This is a genomic window from Xanthomonas albilineans (assembly GCF_009931595.1).
Taxonomy (GTDB): Bacteria; Pseudomonadota; Gammaproteobacteria; order Xanthomonadales; family Xanthomonadaceae; genus Xanthomonas_A; species Xanthomonas_A albilineans.
In genome coordinates, this window is the sequence record NZ_CP046570.1 from 1,852,373 (window position 1) to 1,867,602 (window position 15,230).

Annotated in this window: 12 protein-coding genes; 8 read left to right on the forward strand and 4 right to left on the reverse strand. The window is 61.0% G+C overall.

From position 1 onward, the window contains the following. Position 1: 1 nt before the first annotated feature. A complete protein-coding gene (locus XaFJ1_RS07715; protein WP_080931588.1) occupies positions 2–1,636 on the reverse strand; it encodes a hypothetical protein in 1,635 nt (544 codons plus the stop codon). Positions 1,637–1,691: 55 nt separating this feature from the next. After that, entirely contained in the window at positions 1,692–2,288 is a 597-nt protein-coding gene (locus XaFJ1_RS07720) for an NfuA family Fe-S biogenesis protein (protein WP_012916113.1), read from the reverse strand. 91 nt (positions 2,289–2,379) lie between these two features. Here XaFJ1_RS07720 and XaFJ1_RS07725 point away from each other — a divergent pair, with 91 nt between their 5' ends. The 3 genes from XaFJ1_RS07725 to XaFJ1_RS07735 all read left to right on the forward strand — a co-directional run bounded on the left by XaFJ1_RS07725 (position 2,380) and on the right by XaFJ1_RS07735 (position 5,280). Next, complete coding sequence (locus XaFJ1_RS07725) at positions 2,380–2,721, forward strand: 4a-hydroxytetrahydrobiopterin dehydratase (protein WP_012916114.1); 342 nt, start codon at positions 2,380–2,382, stop codon at positions 2,719–2,721. A gap of 44 nt (positions 2,722–2,765) precedes the next feature. Further along, positions 2,766–3,158, forward strand: coding sequence for an energy transducer TonB (locus XaFJ1_RS07730; RefSeq protein WP_230598251.1), 393 nt, complete (start codon positions 2,766–2,768; stop codon positions 3,156–3,158). Positions 3,159–3,429: 271 nt separating this feature from the next. After that, entirely contained in the window at positions 3,430–5,280 is a 1,851-nt protein-coding gene (locus XaFJ1_RS07735) for a DUF3300 domain-containing protein (RefSeq protein ID WP_012916116.1), read from the forward strand. A gap of 44 nt (positions 5,281–5,324) precedes the next feature. On the opposite strand, the gene XaFJ1_RS07740 is transcribed toward XaFJ1_RS07735, so the two are convergent. Continuing rightward, positions 5,325–6,317, reverse strand: a complete 993-nt coding sequence (locus XaFJ1_RS07740) for an RluA family pseudouridine synthase (protein WP_012916117.1) — start codon at positions 6,315–6,317, stop codon at positions 5,325–5,327. A gap of 402 nt (positions 6,318–6,719) precedes the next feature. On the opposite strand from XaFJ1_RS07740, the gene XaFJ1_RS07745 reads away from it, so the two are divergent. After that, positions 6,720–10,049: a ribonuclease E/G gene (locus tag XaFJ1_RS07745; protein WP_045761472.1), complete on the forward strand. Its 3,330-nt coding sequence runs from the start codon at positions 6,720–6,722 to the stop codon at positions 10,047–10,049. Positions 10,050–10,376: 327 nt separating this feature from the next. On the opposite strand, the gene XaFJ1_RS07750 is transcribed toward XaFJ1_RS07745, so the two are convergent. After that, positions 10,377–11,024: a response regulator gene (locus XaFJ1_RS07750; protein ID WP_012916119.1), complete on the reverse strand. Its 648-nt coding sequence runs from the start codon at positions 11,022–11,024 to the stop codon at positions 10,377–10,379. 579 nt (positions 11,025–11,603) lie between these two features. Between XaFJ1_RS07750 and XaFJ1_RS07755 the strand changes: the two genes are divergently transcribed. The 4 genes from XaFJ1_RS07755 (at position 11,604) to XaFJ1_RS07770 (ending at position 15,082) form a co-directional block, all read left to right on the forward strand. Then, positions 11,604–11,996, forward strand: a complete 393-nt coding sequence (locus tag XaFJ1_RS07755; RefSeq protein WP_155393668.1) for a hypothetical protein — start codon at positions 11,604–11,606, stop codon at positions 11,994–11,996. Positions 11,997–12,779: 783 nt separating this feature from the next. Continuing rightward, positions 12,780–13,892 (forward strand): TrbL/VirB6 family protein, encoded by a 1,113-nt coding sequence (locus XaFJ1_RS07760; protein ID WP_012916121.1) that lies wholly within the window; start codon positions 12,780–12,782, stop codon positions 13,890–13,892. Positions 13,893–13,943: 51 nt separating this feature from the next. Further along, the gene (locus XaFJ1_RS07765; RefSeq protein ID WP_080929706.1) at positions 13,944–14,453 is read left to right on the forward strand and encodes a DUF4189 domain-containing protein; all 510 of its coding nucleotides are present in this window, start codon (positions 13,944–13,946) and stop codon (positions 14,451–14,453) included. 68 nt (positions 14,454–14,521) lie between these two features. Further along, positions 14,522–15,082 carry a hypothetical protein gene (locus XaFJ1_RS07770; protein ID WP_012916122.1) on the forward strand — a complete coding sequence of 187 codons (561 nt, stop codon included), beginning with the start codon at positions 14,522–14,524 and terminating at the stop codon, positions 15,080–15,082. Positions 15,083–15,230: the final 148 nt, after the last annotated feature.

Below are 15,230 nucleotides of genomic sequence, written 5' to 3' on the forward strand. Positions count from 1 at the left end.
CTCAGCGGCTGCCGTTGTCTTCTTGCAATGCTGGCTTGAACGGTACTTTTGGCGGCGGCCGCGCACCCGCCGGCTGATCGTTGAGATTGGGATCAGTGATGCTGCATCCGCCACCGACCTGCAAAATCGAGATCACACACTTGATGCTGCTTCCGGTGCCCGGGATAGGGATGCTGACAGACTGAATCCCGCGTCGCACCCACTCCTCCAGCAAGGTCGCATTCGGCAGCCAATACTTGTCGAAGGACGTCGGCGTGTAGTCGTATGGTGGGCGTTTGAGCCATTGGCCGGCGTTGGCGATGCGCTCGCGCGTCCAGGTATCGGTGTCGGCCCCCGGCGCGCCGCGCTCGGCTGTCTTGTTCGCGCCAGCTCCGTCGGCCAAGCGGATACTGCCGTCGCCATTGAACAAGCCGTTACGCGCGCCGCCGCCGGCATCGCCGGCCCGGTTGCGCGCCGCCGCACCCCAGTCGTCGCTACGCTGCGGCGTGGCCCAACCGCCGTCGCGAGCGGTGGTCGCCGGACCACTGCCTGGCGTAGCGGTACGCTGACCAGGTGGCGCTGTCGCGGATGCCGGTGCGGGTGTAGCCTGCTGCGTGTTTGGAGTGCTGGCTTGTGTCGCCGACGCCGTCGCCACAGCAGGGGCACTTGATTCCTTAACTGTCGTGGCAGCGGGCAACGCGGACCCCGGTACGCTGGCTGTCGCAGGTGTCGGGACCTCGATCTGCCGCACCTGCGGTGTCTGCGGTTCAGGCAGTTCCGGCATCGGCATCTGGGTCGGCATCTGCGGTGATTGGACCTGCACCTGCGGTAGTGGTGCGGGCACTTCGCGTTCGCGCACCTGCGGCGTCGGCGCGGCCGGTCGCGGCACGACGACCTCGCGCGGGCGGATCTGCGCCAAGGCGGGTACTTCGGTGACCACCTGAACATCGCGTTCCGGCACCTGAATCTCAGGCGGTACGATCGATCGCGGCGTCGGCACCGGTGTGCGCAAGCGGGGCGGCGGCGGCAATACGAAATCGCTGGTAGGCACCGACGTTTCGGTGACCTGCAGCGACTGCTCTGGCGGCGGCGGACTGTTGGCCGCGATCGGCGCGTTGGCGCTGTCGGTCGCCACGGCAGCAGGCGATGTCGAGGTCTTGGCTGTGCTGCGTGTGCGCTTGACGACGGGATGTGGAACACGCGTGGCGCTAACGGGCGCTGCATTCTTTTGCGGTGTCGTCACCGGTGCCGACGCACCGCCCCCCGTCTCGGCGGGCGTACCGCGACCGACGAACTCCACCTGCACGCGGCTTGCCTCGCCATTGTCGGTATGCAACGGCAACCAGCGCACGAACGCAACCCACAACAAGAACACCGCGAACAGTAGATGCAACAACAGGCTGAGTAACACCGCAGTGCATCGCCACCAACGCTGGTCGTGCGGTGCCGGATCCCAGTGCTGCCACCATAGCCGGCGGAATGCCTGCCATGGACTCAGTGCAGGCAGGCGCATCGGGACCGCCGGCAGTGGCTGCGGCAATGCCGCGATCAGCTCGGACGCCACGAACGTCCGTGTCGCGACCGGTTGCGATGCGAACCAACGCGCCCAACTGTACGGCAACCCGGTCAGAGGGTCGCACGGCAACTCACCTGGCATACGCGCCAACAGCGCGTCGAGAATGTCGGCGGCGCGTGTCACCAAGCGCCCAGGGTCAGGCAACCGTATCGCGCGGAATGTACGGTGCGCTGCCGCTGTCGTGGTCAGTCGCGTCGCGCACGGCGGTTACGCCGGACACGCGCCCCATCAGGGTCTTCTCGATGCCCTGTTTCAGCGTCACATCCGCCATACCGCAACCGTGGCATCCGCCACCAAAACGCAACACCACCACACCATCGGCAGACACTTCCTGCACCGCGACGCGGCCGCCATGCTCAGCCAATTGCGGATTGACCTCGTTTTCCACGACCCAGCGCACCCGTTCAACCAGCGAGGCCGCCTCGCCCGGCGCCTCGCCCTTGATCCTGGGCGCCTTGATCGTCAATTGCTGGCCGGTTCCCTGGGCGACATAGTCGATCTCGGCTCCGTCCAGCCAAGCAACACTGTCGGCGGCCACATACAAGGTAAAACCAGCGCAATCAATCGCCCATTCGTCGCCGGCCAAGTCGGCCGGTTCTGCGAACTCCAGTCGCGCGTCGGCACGTGCAGTTCCCGGATCGACCGCGCTCAGGCGTACGCCCATGCCAGGCACCGCCTCGCGTTCGAGCAGTTTACGAAAATGGGCCTGGGCGCTGTCTGAGATCTGGATCATGGGGCTATTCTAGCCTTTCGCATGTCATTGGCTCATCATCAGCACTGTCCTTTTCCGGCATATTCAGCCACTTCGCCGTAAAAACTCCATCATGAACGACCTGATCACGCTCGCGCAGGCCCATTGTTCGCCCCGCAAGGGGAGCGAATACAAACTCACCCAGGCACGCCTGGCGGAATTGCTACCGCAGGTGCCCGGTTGGGAATTGGTCGAGAGCGGCATAGCGATCAGTCGCACGTTCCGCTTCCCGGATTACTACCGCACACTCGCGTTCGTGAACGCGCTGGCCTGGATCGCGCATCGCGAAGACCACCATCCCGACCTTGGCGTGCACTACGACCGCGTGGTGGTGCGCTATTCCACCCACGACGTCGGGGGCCTCAGCGAGAACGACTTCATCTGCGCCGCCAAAGCGTCAGCCCTTTCGGAGTGAACCGTATGCCAGCCGTTTCCCGCTCTCTTGTTCCCCTCGCCTGCATGAGCGCCTTGCTGCTGAGCGGCTGCGGTCAATCGTCGCAATCCCAGCGTCAGGCCGCGACGCAGGCGCCGACCGAGGTCGCGGCGGTGCGAACGCCACCGCCGGATTACCCAATCAAACTGGCCTGCGCCGGACTCGGCGGCAAAGTCGTGCTGAAGGTGGTGGTCGGTGTGCAGGGCAAACCCACCGACGTCAACGTGGTCGACAGCAGCGGACAGCCCGCATTGGACGCAGCGGCGCAACAAGCCGTGCGCGGATGGATGTTCAACCCTGCCACCCGCAACGGCCAAGCGGTACCGTGGACGATCCAGGTGCCGGTCAACTTCACCCCACCGCAACCGCGCCCGGACCGCTGCTTCGCTCTCGACGCACAGTCCAAACACAGCGGCTGATTCGATCAAGTCAATGGGGTCGCCGCAGGGGGCTGCGGCGATGCACGCCTGCATGCCGAATCCGCCATCGACGTGCGTCCAATCCGAGCAACATCCAAGGCCTCGCCACCATGAGCGCGTGCTGAAAGCGTCTGCCTGAAAGGGTGCGCTGACACCACCTGAACGTAAGCCAGCATGTTGTCGCAGAGTGCGTTTTCAGCAAGCTGGCAGACACCTGACGCAAGGCATGCTGCGCACACAAGCCCCCCAATCCTGCTTGATGAGGTACCGCATGGAGATCCGCTCACTGCCTCCCACCAAAGTCGCATTGGTCACTGCCCTGAGCGTGTTTGCGCTCGGCGCATGCCAGCGGCAACCCGCTGCGACACCAGAACAGAGCGCCATCGCTCAAGTACCGGCACAGAGCGCCCCCGCTCCGGCACCTGCAACCTACGTCCCGCCAACGGCAGATCAGTTGTACCAGTTGGTGGCGCCAATCGCCTTGTTCCCCGACAAGTTGCTGGCGCAGACGCTCGCCGCTTCGGTCTATCCGGACCAGGTCATGGCGGCACAGGACTGGCTACGCAACAACCGTAGCATGAGAGCAGCCGACCGCCTGCAAGCCTCGGCCATGCAACCCTGGGATCCCAGCGTCAAGGCCCTGACCGCCTTCCCCGATGTTGTCGACCAATTGGCAAGCAACGGCGACTGGACCCGCTCACTTGGCGATGCCTATGCGCACGATCCCAACCAGGTTCTAGACGCGGTCCAGGTCATGCGTGAGCGCGCGCAAGCGCAAGGGCACCTGCGCAACACGCCGCAACAGCGCGTACACGTGGTGCAGCGTACCTTCGTGGAACCGGCCCCCTATCCCGACGCAGTGCCGCCACCGAGCCGCACCATCGTGATCGAACCGGCGCAACCGGACGTGGTCTACGTGCCGCGCTACGATCCCGAGGTGGTCTACGGCGAACCGATCGGCGTGTACCGCGAGTACCGCTACCGTCCGCCACGCCCTTACTACGATACCGGCGACCTGGTGACCACAGGCATCATTTCCTTCGGGGTCGGCGTGCTGATCGGCGAGGCGCTCGAACACCATCACCACCGCATGTTCGGCTGGTTCGAACCGGAGCCCGCCTGGCACAGCTGGGGCTGGAACAACTGGGGAGTGAACTGGAACGCGCCACCATCGGTACCGAACTACGTAGTGTACAACAACAGCGTCTACGCCCCGCGCACGACCATCATCAACAACCGTATCGACGCACGCACCTTCGTACATAACAACGCGGCTCCGATTCCGATGGGCGTGGGCATCACCACCGCGTCGCAGTCCGGCCCTGTGGCGCGGCCAACGGCTGCTGCGCTGACCACCGCAGCGGCGATGGGGACGCGTATGGGCATGCCGACGAGCACATTTGCCCCGACGCATGCCCGTATCATGCCCGGATCGATGCCGCAAACCATGCCGCACTTCACCGCGCAGATGCTGCAGGCGGGACGTCCAGTAGCGGCGATGCCACCGTCGCAACGGCTACAGCCGTCAGGCCCACTATTCACCGCACAGGCGGCACGCGATCCACGCATGCCCCTGCACACTCTGGCGATGGCACAGCCGAACGGGTTACGGACTTCCCAACCGATGCCGCTGCCGAATTTCCGCGGCCAACCCATGCCGCAAGCGAGGCAGGCAGGCACATTCGCCGAAAACCCCGGCATGCCTTCCTCGCGGATCGTCGAGCCTCCCCGTCACGGCAATCCAGGCATGCAGCCGGATTTCGCCCGCGAGACGTTCGCGCGCGATATGGCGCACACGCAACCACTGCGACAAGCAACAGTGGCGCAGCCTCAGCACGTACAAACCTGGCACGAACCCGCAGCACCTGCATATCAAGCACGTGCGCAAGAAATGCCGCGCGAGGCCATGCGGCCGATCATGCCGCAACAGCGCATGCCCGAACAACACCTGCAAGAACAACACATGCAGGAACAGCGGATGCAGGAGCAACGGGTCGTTCGCTTCGCCCCGCCGCCGCAGATGGCCATGCCACGCTCTGCTGAACAGCCGCAACAGGCGATGCGACCGATGCCGTCGCATAACGGCGAGCGCCACGAGCATCACGACCACCACAACGGCTGAATGTTCGGTGCCGGGCGGCGACAACGCCGCCCGGCACGGCAAGATCAGCCCCCCAATCGGCTCAGTGCCTCGCTCAGTTCGTCAGCCAACGGCGCATTCAACAGGTAGGGGGCCTTGCCGCCATCCAGAGTGAACTCCAAAGACGCCGCGTGCAAGAACAGGCGTTTGAGTCCAATGTGCTCGCGCAATCGCTTGTTGACCTCGGGATCGCCATACTTGTCGTCACCAGCAACCGGGTAACCGAGATGCTGGGCATGAACGCGGATCTGATGGGTTCGGCCGGTTTCGATCCGCACTTCGCAATAAGAATGCCCTCCGCGTCGTTCCAGCATACGGAAATGACTCAACGAGGGCTTGCCCGCCGCATGCACCTGCACATGACGTTCGCCCCCCTGGCGCAGACCGATATGCAGCGGCACTTCCACCGTCATCGTCCCGTCGGGCAAGCGCCCGACCAACAAGGTCAGGTAGCGCTTGCCGATGCCGCGACCCTGCACCTGGTCGTCTTCGCGCATCAAAGCCTGTAATTCAGTCAATGCCGAGCGCTTCTTGGCCACGATCAACAGGCCGGAGGTGTCGCGATCGAGCCGGTGGACCAGTTCCAGCGTCTGATTCGGACGTAGGGCGCGCAGGGTCTCGATGGCACCGAAGCTGATCCCGCTGCCGCCGTGACTGGCCACCCCCGAGGGCTTGTTCAGCGCCAGCAGCCGCGCGTCCTCATAGACAATCGCTGCTTCCAACCGCTCCATGAATGCCGCCGGCGGCGCAGTTTTTTCACCTTCCTCTTGCAACCGCACTGGCGGAATGCGCACCTCGTCGCCTACCTCCAGCTTACGCTCGGCCTTGGTACGGCCACCGTTGACCCGCACCTGACCGCTGCGCATCAGCTTGTAGATCAGGCTACGCGGCGCGCCCTTGAGTTGGCCGAGCAAAAAATTGTCCACCCGCTGTCCAGCCCGATCCTCGGGAACCTTGAGAATGCGCACCGCACTGGTCGCGACGTCGCGCAACTTTGGAGGAACCGGAGGAGAAGTCATTGGGCGGTTTATTCTGTTACACTCGGGGGGCGAGATAAGGGTTTGATTTCGTTCGAAGTTAGCTAAGGGCCAGAAGCCCGGCTTGCGACGTTTCCGGCACAGTGCGCGACCACCGCCCTCGGGGCGGCCATGTTAGCGGCTCACCGGCCTGCCCCGCCATCGCCGGACGCCCCCAACGTCCGCGCTGAACATGCCCCGTGCGGCGCCCCAGCCTGGCTGGAGTTCGCCACCGGCCCTGAACCACCCAAAAGAAGCGCTCCCGCGGCTCGCCGTGGTGTCGTAGCGCTGGAAGCTCAAGCCGCCCTCCCCGCGCCTGCGCGATGGGCGGCGAAGCGTGACCAGAAGCGAAACCCCATGGTGTTCCGCGCGGTAGCAGCGCGAGGAACGCAATCAATGAAACGTATGCTGATCAACGCCACGCAGGCAGAAGAACTGCGTGTGGCTATCGTGGACGGCCAGACCCTGTACGACATCGACATCGAACAGCCGTCCAAGGAACAGAAGAAATCCAACATCTACAAGGGCCGCATCACCCGGCTCGAACCCTCGCTGGAAGCAGCCTTCGTCGAGTACGGCGGCGAGCGTCACGGTTTCCTGCCGCTGAAAGAAATCTCCCGCGACTACTTCCAGGCCGGCGTCGACCACAATAAGGCGACGATCCGCGAACTGTTGCGCGAAGGCCAGGAAGTCGTCGTGCAGGTGGACAAGGAAGAGCGCGGCAACAAGGGCGCTGCTCTGACGACCTTCATCTCGCTGGCCGGCCGCTACATGGTGCTGATGCCCAATTCACCCAGTGCCGGCGGCGTCTCCCGACGCATCGAGGGCGAAGACCGCGCTGCGCTGAAGGAAGCACTGGACAAGCTGACCATCCCCGATGACATGGGAGTGATTATCCGCACAGCCGGTGTCGGCCGCGACGCCGAAGAACTGCAGTGGGACCTGGAATACCTGCTGCAGGTGTGGAAATCGATCGCCGAGGCCGCACTGGCCAAGCCGGCTCCCTTCCTGATCTACCAGGAATCACGGCTGATCATTCGCGCCCTGCGCGATTACCTGCGTGCCGATATCGGCGAGATCCTCGTCGATACCGTGGAAATGTATGGCGATGCCAAGGAGTTCATGCAACAGGTGATGCCGCAGAGCCTGCGCAAGCTCAAGCACTACACCGATGACATCCCGCTGTTCAACCGCTTCCAGATCGAGTCGCAGATCGAGGCCGCCTACGAGCGCAGTGTGCGCCTGCCTTCCGGCGGCTCGATCGTCGTCGACCAGACCGAGGCACTGACTGCGGTGGACGTCAATTCCTCGCGCGCGACCAAGGGCAGCGACATCGAAGACACCGCGTTCCAGACCAACCTGGAGGCGGCCGAGGAGGTCGCGCGCCAATTGCGCCTGCGCGATCTTGGCGGTCTGGTGGTGATCGACTTCATCGACATGGCCTCCAACAAGCATCAACGCGAGGTCGAAAATCGCCTACAGAACGCGCTCAAGTACGACCGCGCGCGCGTACAGATTGGCCGCATCTCGCGCTTTGGCCTGTTGGAGATGAGCCGCCAGCGACTGCGTCCGTCGCTGGGCGAGTCCAGCCAGATCGTATGCCCGCGCTGTGATGGCCATGGCCGCATGCGCAGCGTCGAGTCGTTGTCGCTGTCGATCATTCGCGTCGCCGAAGAGCACGCGATGAAGGAAAACACCGGGCAAGTGCTGGTGCAGGCCCCGGTGGAGATCGCCAACTACCTGCTCAACGAAAAGCGCCGAGCACTCAGCGAGATCGAGAAGCGCCACGACGCGCCGATCGTCATCGTCGCAGACGAGCAATTACAAACCCCGCACTACGAAGTGACTCGCCTACGCGAGAACGAACTGGGCGAGGAAAGCACCAAGCCAAGTTACCAGCGCGGTACGCCACGCAAGCTACCGGTGCATGCCCTGACCAAGGCACAGCTCAACATTCCGCCCGCGCCCGCGGTAACCCATGTGCAGCACTCGCAGCCTGCCCCATTACGCGAAACGGCCGAGGCGACGACCGCCGCACCAGCACTGATGCCGCCCCCCCCTTCGGTAACTGCCACGCCAGCGATCGGTATCGTCGGCTGGCTGAAGCGTATCTTCGGCGCCAGCGAAAACCAGGCGCAGGCACCAACTGCACCCGAACCAGCACAGCGCCAACGTCCGCAGGATGGAAACCGTAACCGCAACGGCGACCGTCATGACCGCAATGCACGGCGCAACGGTGGCCAGGGCGGCAACGCGGGACGTGGCAACGGCGGTGGCAACGGGCGCCGGACTGGCAACAACGGCGCGGTACAGAGCGGTGGCCAGCAGAATCCGTCGCCCAAGCTCCCACGCAACGAGCAGACGTCGCAGCAAGCCAAGCAGCAGCAGACTCCAAAGCCGCCGAAACAGCAACAGCAGAACCCACCACGCCAGCCTAAACCACAACAGGAAGCGTCCCAGGCTGCGGTGCAGAACGAAAAGTCGCAGCGTCAAGCGCGTACCGACGAAAACGCTAAGCAGGTTGCGTCGGTCCCCGTGGCGCCTGTCGCGCTGGCACAGGATGCCGCCACCTTCGCCCCTCCTGTCGCGGTCGGTGATATACCGCAGCGCCAAGAGGCTCAGGCCGTAACCAGCCTGGCCCCACTCGTCGCTGCCACCCCACACGCCAACGGCGACGAGCACGAAAGCGTTCTGGAAACCGGGCAGTCCGTGCTGGCAAGCGAGAACAGCGATGGGGACGACGTGAACGGCGAGGCCGGTGGCCGCCGCCGACGCGGACGCCGCGGCGGACGCCGCCGTCGACGCGGCAACGGTGAAACAGGCGTTATCGGCGAGGGCGAGGTTGCTGGTCTAGACGATATCGATTTGAATGCTGCAGACAACGATGGCGAGACTACACCGGCACCGAACCGGAGTCAGCCGGAATTCGACTTCGACGACGACGTAACCGTCGATAGCACCAACGTCAAGCCGCAGTCACCCTTCAAGGAAACCCCTGCGCCGCAGGAAAAGCGCGAGCCGCAGCCCCGGCGCGAACGGCCTGCCATCGACACGCAGGCAGCCACACACCAGACCGCCACGGCGTCATCAGCTTTCGTGGACAACGCCCCACCCCAGGGCGTCACACTCACTCAGGCAATAGTGGCCGCTCCCCCTCCAACCCACGAAACCGCCGAGGGAATAGCACAACTAACAACCGCAATGGGCACTGCTGACCACGCGGCAAGCGACGCGTCTGGCGCCCATACCGACGCGGCATCGGCAACGCTCATCGTCGACAAGACCACGCCTACCATGCGTATGGAAAGCGCAGCCGAGCAGCTGCCCGCAATCGCGCCCACCACCGCATCAGACGCTGCGCCTACGGCGCCAGTCAAGATGATCGAGCAGCCCAAAGCGGCAGACACGCCAGCTCCAGCAGCCGGCGTCGTGGCGACGCCGATGAGAGGCGCGGATCCGTTCGGCATGACTGCGCCGGCAAGCGCGGCAACGCGTGAAACCGCCACTAATGCCTCGCAGCGTCACGATGACCCCGCGCCTGTCAAGCCGACCTACGCCCCAGTGCAAACGACGCTGTTAGACGTACTCAAGCCCAACACGCATGAAACGGTCCCTAGGCACAACGTCGGCACGACGTCGACGCCGGTTGCTGGTACCACGCCTGTTGTCGTCCAGCCCAGCCGCAAAACAGAAGGCGAAGATGACGAAAACAAGGAGCAGCAGGATCGCAGCTGATCCCACCCCAACACAAAAAAGCGACCTTCGGGCCGCTTTTTTGTTCTCCCCTCTCCCAGTGCAAAACAGGCAACATCTTGTCGTGCTGATGCTGGCGCCGCGGAACTGACTTGCGTTCATCATCTCGCCATGTCGACAGCAGGGCGAACTGCTGTCGATGCCAACGAGCATCGTATACATGCCGCACACGCAGACCGGCCAAGACGCTGATGGAGAACATGCAAGCCGCCTGCACGGGCTCCAGACAACATGGCTATACACGGAAGATGGCGAAAGAGAAAACGGGCGCAGGCCACTTCCGATCTATATTGGAACCATACACCCACACTATAGCGGATGCGTCGGGTCCAATAATCCGTACTGCGCGGCTAAACGTGCCAATGCGATATTGTCTTGGATACCGACTTTCTCGAACAAGCGCGCCTTGTGCGTATTCACTGTCTTGGCACTGAGACTCAGGCGTTTTGCGATGTCCTCCTGACGCAAGCCACGAGTCAAAAGCAGAGCAACTTCAAGTTCACGTGGGGACAGTGCATCGAACGGCGAACCACCACCTTCAAGGTTCGCCAGTGCCAGATTCTGCGCGATGTTCGCACCGAGATAACGCTTACCCATCGCCACATCGCGCACTGCACGCAGCAGTTCCTGCGCATCGCTGGCCTTACCAACGTAACCGTATGCACCAGCTTCCAACAGGCGCCTGGGCAATGGACCGTCCTCCAGCACCGAGACAATGATGACCTTGGTGCCGTAGTCACCCTTAACGATGCGTTCGGTGACTTCGAGCCCGCTGACGCCCGGCATATGCATATCACACAGTACGATGTGAGGCTTCAACTGACGGATCTGCGGGATCGCCGCCTCTCCACTTTCGGCCTCACCAACGATCTTCATGTCGGCCTGATTCGAAAGAATCAGGCGCATTCCCGTCCGAACAAGAGTGTGATCATCGACCAGAAAAATCCTGATGGTCATATCATGTAACTCCATCGCAGCGAATGCCGCGGTGGCAGACTATCCGGGTGAATTATTCAGAGCAATACACATTTGTAGACAAAAAAACAGACGCGAAGCACATTTATCCATGCGCCGCGAAAAGACATCATCTTGTCATCAAAGGTACCTTGCCGAGCTTACTCAAGGCTCGGCCCGCAGGGGCGAGTGACCTGCCTACTTGTTTTCCGGGGAAAACGCGACGGTCCCTACGTTAGGTGAACCTAGTATGGCTGTCGTAAAGAGGAAATATTATCAGGAGGACCCTGATCTCAAGTCAGAATTTCCGGATACTCTCCGGCGGGGATTCCCGACAACGTTCCGCTAAAAACGAGCGGTATCACCAGCCGTACTTTTCCGACACGCGCACTTCTGGTGCTGCGGGCGCTAGTGGTGAATGTCTGCCGGCACAGGCAGGCCCCTGACGTGATGATCCACTCCAATCAGGTAGCGTTCGAAAGGCGTGACGCGCAGAGCGGCTACTGAGTAGCCATGAATGTCCGACCGGCACACCATTTGGTGGAACATCGATTCGCAGTCGCTGCTATTGGAGAACTTCCAATGAGCAAAGCATCGAACGTCCCATGCGAACAACCCAGCATCCGCGCTGAAGAAGCGGCCAATCGCTTGGCTCGGGCCACATCGCCACATGCAGTACCGAAAACATTTGCCTATCGCCCAAACATATCCCCACTGTCGACTATGGCGAACGGCGCACTGGGTGCGGGGGATTTTCGGATCGACGTGACCGGAACCGCAGGATATGCCAAAGTTTCATTTACAGAGACACCGCCCTACAAAGACGACGCCAAGCGGGATGCCATGGACTTTGTTGCAATGATTTTTGGTGCGAAGGTGGGCAACGAAAACCCATTGATATCAGCAGTTTTGCGCAACCATATCGAAAGATACCGCCAAAGTTACCGCCACGACATGGTCGCTTGGATTACTTGACCGGGCGGCTCTGCCACAGGTTTGCCAGCACCCTTGCCCTGCCTGCATCGGTTCTCGGGCCAGTAGATCGCCCACCATGCAGTGCGGGGGGCTCCGCACATGGTGGCCTACCGCTACGGTCTTGCCGTCATCTTGCGATTGCCCTCCCTCGCCCGCCTTGCCTCGAACACCACCAGCGCCTGCCGAGCGGGCATGTAGTCGATTCGCCCCTTTCGCGCGCGCGCGCGATTGCGGCGGAATGTCTGCTAAGGCTATATCCAGTCGGTACAGGAGGGTCGGTCGGTAGCCGCGCAAGGTCTGGACCTCGCTGCCCCTGGCTGCTGATCGAGCGAGGTCCCTCCGGATTTTGAATGGCGATCTTAGTACGCCCAAACCGTGTCGGCTGATTGCCGGCAGCGTCAGCATGGCGGTGGGCACTGTGATCCAGTGCCGGACTCATGCGCGCGCTGCATCCCCCGGATGGACCTGCGTTTGACAGCTCCAGCACAATGTCGTATCCAATAGGATAACGGCTTGCACGTCGGCATCACCTGCGCATAAGGACCATGGCTTGAGCAGGCACCCCACCCCCGAATCAGCTTCAGGACACCCCCAGCCCTCGTCGGCCGTGGGCGCATGCATGTGTGGGCAATCTACGTTCCTGGCGCGCCCATTGCGCCAGGTATCTGCCACGCGCGTTGCATCTGGTTCGGGTCGTGCCAGCGCCTCACTGGCTCGTCCCGGCCACACTGATCGCCCCCTTCACTAGATTTCGTTTACCACTCTCAATAAAGGCGCAAGGCCATGAGCATGTTCGATGGATCGATGAATTGGTTACACCCCCTGGCGGATACCAGTCTGGGGGATTACGTCTTCTTCCGGCTGATCAACAACTACCTCAGTAACCAGATCGACACCTTCGGCATGGACGTGATGGCCCGCGCGATGCAGTGGGTAAGCGTCATCGCGTTGACCGCCACCACCTTCTGGGTGCTGTTGCTGGGCTATCGCATCGCCAGCGGACAATTACGCGAATCGGCCATGGCGACCATGATCAAGGCCGGCAAAGTGTCTGTGATCCTGGGCATTGCCGCCGGCATCGGCGCCAACGGCACGCTGCTGCATAAAACCATGACCGACGGTCTGGATAAGGAAATCCATTGGCTGTTCACCGGCCAGAAGGACAGCACCGCCGCCGACGCCATCGACGAGAACCTCACCTACACGCAATTGGCGCTGAGCACCTTGGACGCGATCCAGGTGGACCCCAACGACCCGGAAACCATCAAAAAGAAAGAAAACGCGCTGCTGCTGGCCGGCTTCGGCACCGCCGGCCCGCCGATCATGGCCGGGGTGATGCTACTGATGTTCAAGTTCACCATGGCCTTCCTGATCGGGGTGGGGCCGATCTTCATCCTGTTCCTGATCTTCGACCAGACCAAGGACCTGTTCAAACGCTGGCTGTTCTACGTGATCGGCACGTTGTTCTCGATGTCGGTGCTGTCGGTCGTCACCGCCATCGTATTGAAGATGACGGCCAGGATCGCGCTGGCCTACTGGGGGGCGAAGGTCATCTCGCTAGGCAATGCGGAAGGCTTGTCCTCGCAGGCATTGCAGCAAGGCTGGGCAGGATTGATTGCCACCACCCTGATCGTCGTCCTACCCCCAATCGGGGCAATATTGTGGCAAGGCAGCATGGCCAACTTCATGCACTTCTCCGTCTTCAATCCCGCCTCGGTCCCCGGACCGCAGGGGCAACCGCCTGGGTCGTATACGCCGCCGCAGGCAAGAGAAAACACCTCTAATGCTTCAAGCACTCATTCGAGCGCCTTACACGGAGCAAACAAATATATAACTCAATCGCCCCCTCCAGCCGGATCACGTGGACAAGCCGGAAAAAACCGTGATGGCGCTTGATCTTGTCACCAGCGAGATGATGAAATATCAATATTTAATTATGGAATAACCATGAGATACATCGCCTATATCTTTTCTTTAACGTTGCTTTTTTCCATGAATGCCAATGCAGAAGGTGGTTGCCCACCTGGGCAACTTCCTGCCCAATCCAATGGCAGCATGGCATCGTGTGTTCCGATTCCGCAGGACAATCCTCAGCCACAGCAACCACGCCCTACGGGGAAATGGCTTAAGACTTGGGGGGCAGTTGCGGCGGATACAGGCGATGATTTTGGCTTATCCACAGGAAAGCTGAGTAAGGCAGAGGCGGAAAATGATGCTTTAGAAAAATGCGAAAGCTCAAATAATGGAAGATGCAAAATCATTCGAACTTATGAAAATCAATGCATAGCAATTGCTGAGCCAGATCGAAGAGGACACGCCGTGACGAACATCGAATCTGGACCATCGCTTGAGGAAATAAGCAACCGAGCCATTGCAAATTGCAAGAAAGATAACCCCGGTAGTGAATGCAAAGTCGGCTATACAGATTGCACAAAACAGATATTTCAGAGATTCTAAATTTCCAAAAAAAAGCAGAACGCCTCTTCTCCACTGCTGAATCAAGCCTATCAACAAGGAACCATGCAATGGACTACAGCAAACAGGCCGTGGAGCAAGTCCCATCACCTCCCTTCCAGTGGCAGAAGGCGGTGCATCAGATCATCGACCTGATGACCATCACCATCCTGGCTCTCTCGGTCACCACCTGCCTGGCCATTCTGGCCTACCGCGCATCAGACAGCCTTCTGCTTTTGCTGGCCCAAACGCTGGCCAGCGTGGCGGTCCTGCTGCATGTTGGCATGGGGGCGATGCTGACACGGCTGGTGGTACATGCAGCAGTGACTTGGAGGTGCTTGCAATCCGGTGGCAAGCACACGGTGCAATCTAAGCAATTGCGCAAAGCCATCATGCGTGTAGCTCGCATATCGCTGATGACATGGATATGGAACATCTGCATGATGGGATTTCCGTTTACACTACCATTAGTAAATTCGGCGCCTGAAACTGGAATACTATTGACATTCCTTTTGGGCCTTACCTTGATCTATCTGCTGATGAAAATAATTCTCATCAAGCAAGCCTACGGCCAATTACTTCATGCCATCACAACCGCCGAACAAGTGGCGAGGCGCACATTCGTCGTTTAAGAATGCCAAAAAAATACGTACCAAGTCACACCTGAAATATAAGAATAAAATATTTAATGAATTAAAAAATAATAATATATAAATGTCTACCAAGCGCTGAGAAATTTGCAATATATTTCAGCCATAAAAGCCAAGGACAGCAGAGGCG

What these genes read in the sequence shown, in the direction of transcription:
- XaFJ1_RS07735 (WP_012916116.1), top strand. Translation starts at nt 3,430, where the DNA reads ATGGAGATCCGCTCACTGCCTCCCACCAAAGTCGCATTGGTCACTGCC.
- XaFJ1_RS07720 (WP_012916113.1), bottom strand. Translation starts at nt 2,288, where the DNA reads ATGATCCAGATCTCAGACAGCGCCCAGGCCCATTTTCGTAAACTGCTC.
- XaFJ1_RS07730 (WP_230598251.1), top strand. Translation starts at nt 2,766, where the DNA reads ATGAGCGCCTTGCTGCTGAGCGGCTGCGGTCAATCGTCGCAATCCCAG.
- XaFJ1_RS07750 (WP_012916119.1), bottom strand. Translation starts at nt 11,024, where the DNA reads ATGACCATCAGGATTTTTCTGGTCGATGATCACACTCTTGTTCGGACG.
- XaFJ1_RS07725 (WP_012916114.1), top strand. Translation starts at nt 2,380, where the DNA reads ATGAACGACCTGATCACGCTCGCGCAGGCCCATTGTTCGCCCCGCAAG.
- XaFJ1_RS07765 (WP_080929706.1), top strand. Translation starts at nt 13,944, where the DNA reads ATGAGATACATCGCCTATATCTTTTCTTTAACGTTGCTTTTTTCCATG.
- XaFJ1_RS07740 (WP_012916117.1), bottom strand. Translation starts at nt 6,317, where the DNA reads ATGACTTCTCCTCCGGTTCCTCCAAAGTTGCGCGACGTCGCGACCAGT.
- XaFJ1_RS07745 (WP_045761472.1), top strand. Translation starts at nt 6,720, where the DNA reads ATGCTGATCAACGCCACGCAGGCAGAAGAACTGCGTGTGGCTATCGTG.
- XaFJ1_RS07755 (WP_155393668.1), top strand. Translation starts at nt 11,604, where the DNA reads ATGAGCAAAGCATCGAACGTCCCATGCGAACAACCCAGCATCCGCGCT.
- XaFJ1_RS07770 (WP_012916122.1), top strand. Translation starts at nt 14,522, where the DNA reads ATGGACTACAGCAAACAGGCCGTGGAGCAAGTCCCATCACCTCCCTTC.
- XaFJ1_RS07715 (WP_080931588.1), bottom strand. Translation starts at nt 1,636, where the DNA reads ATGCCAGGTGAGTTGCCGTGCGACCCTCTGACCGGGTTGCCGTACAGT.
- XaFJ1_RS07760 (WP_012916121.1), top strand. Translation starts at nt 12,780, where the DNA reads ATGAGCATGTTCGATGGATCGATGAATTGGTTACACCCCCTGGCGGAT.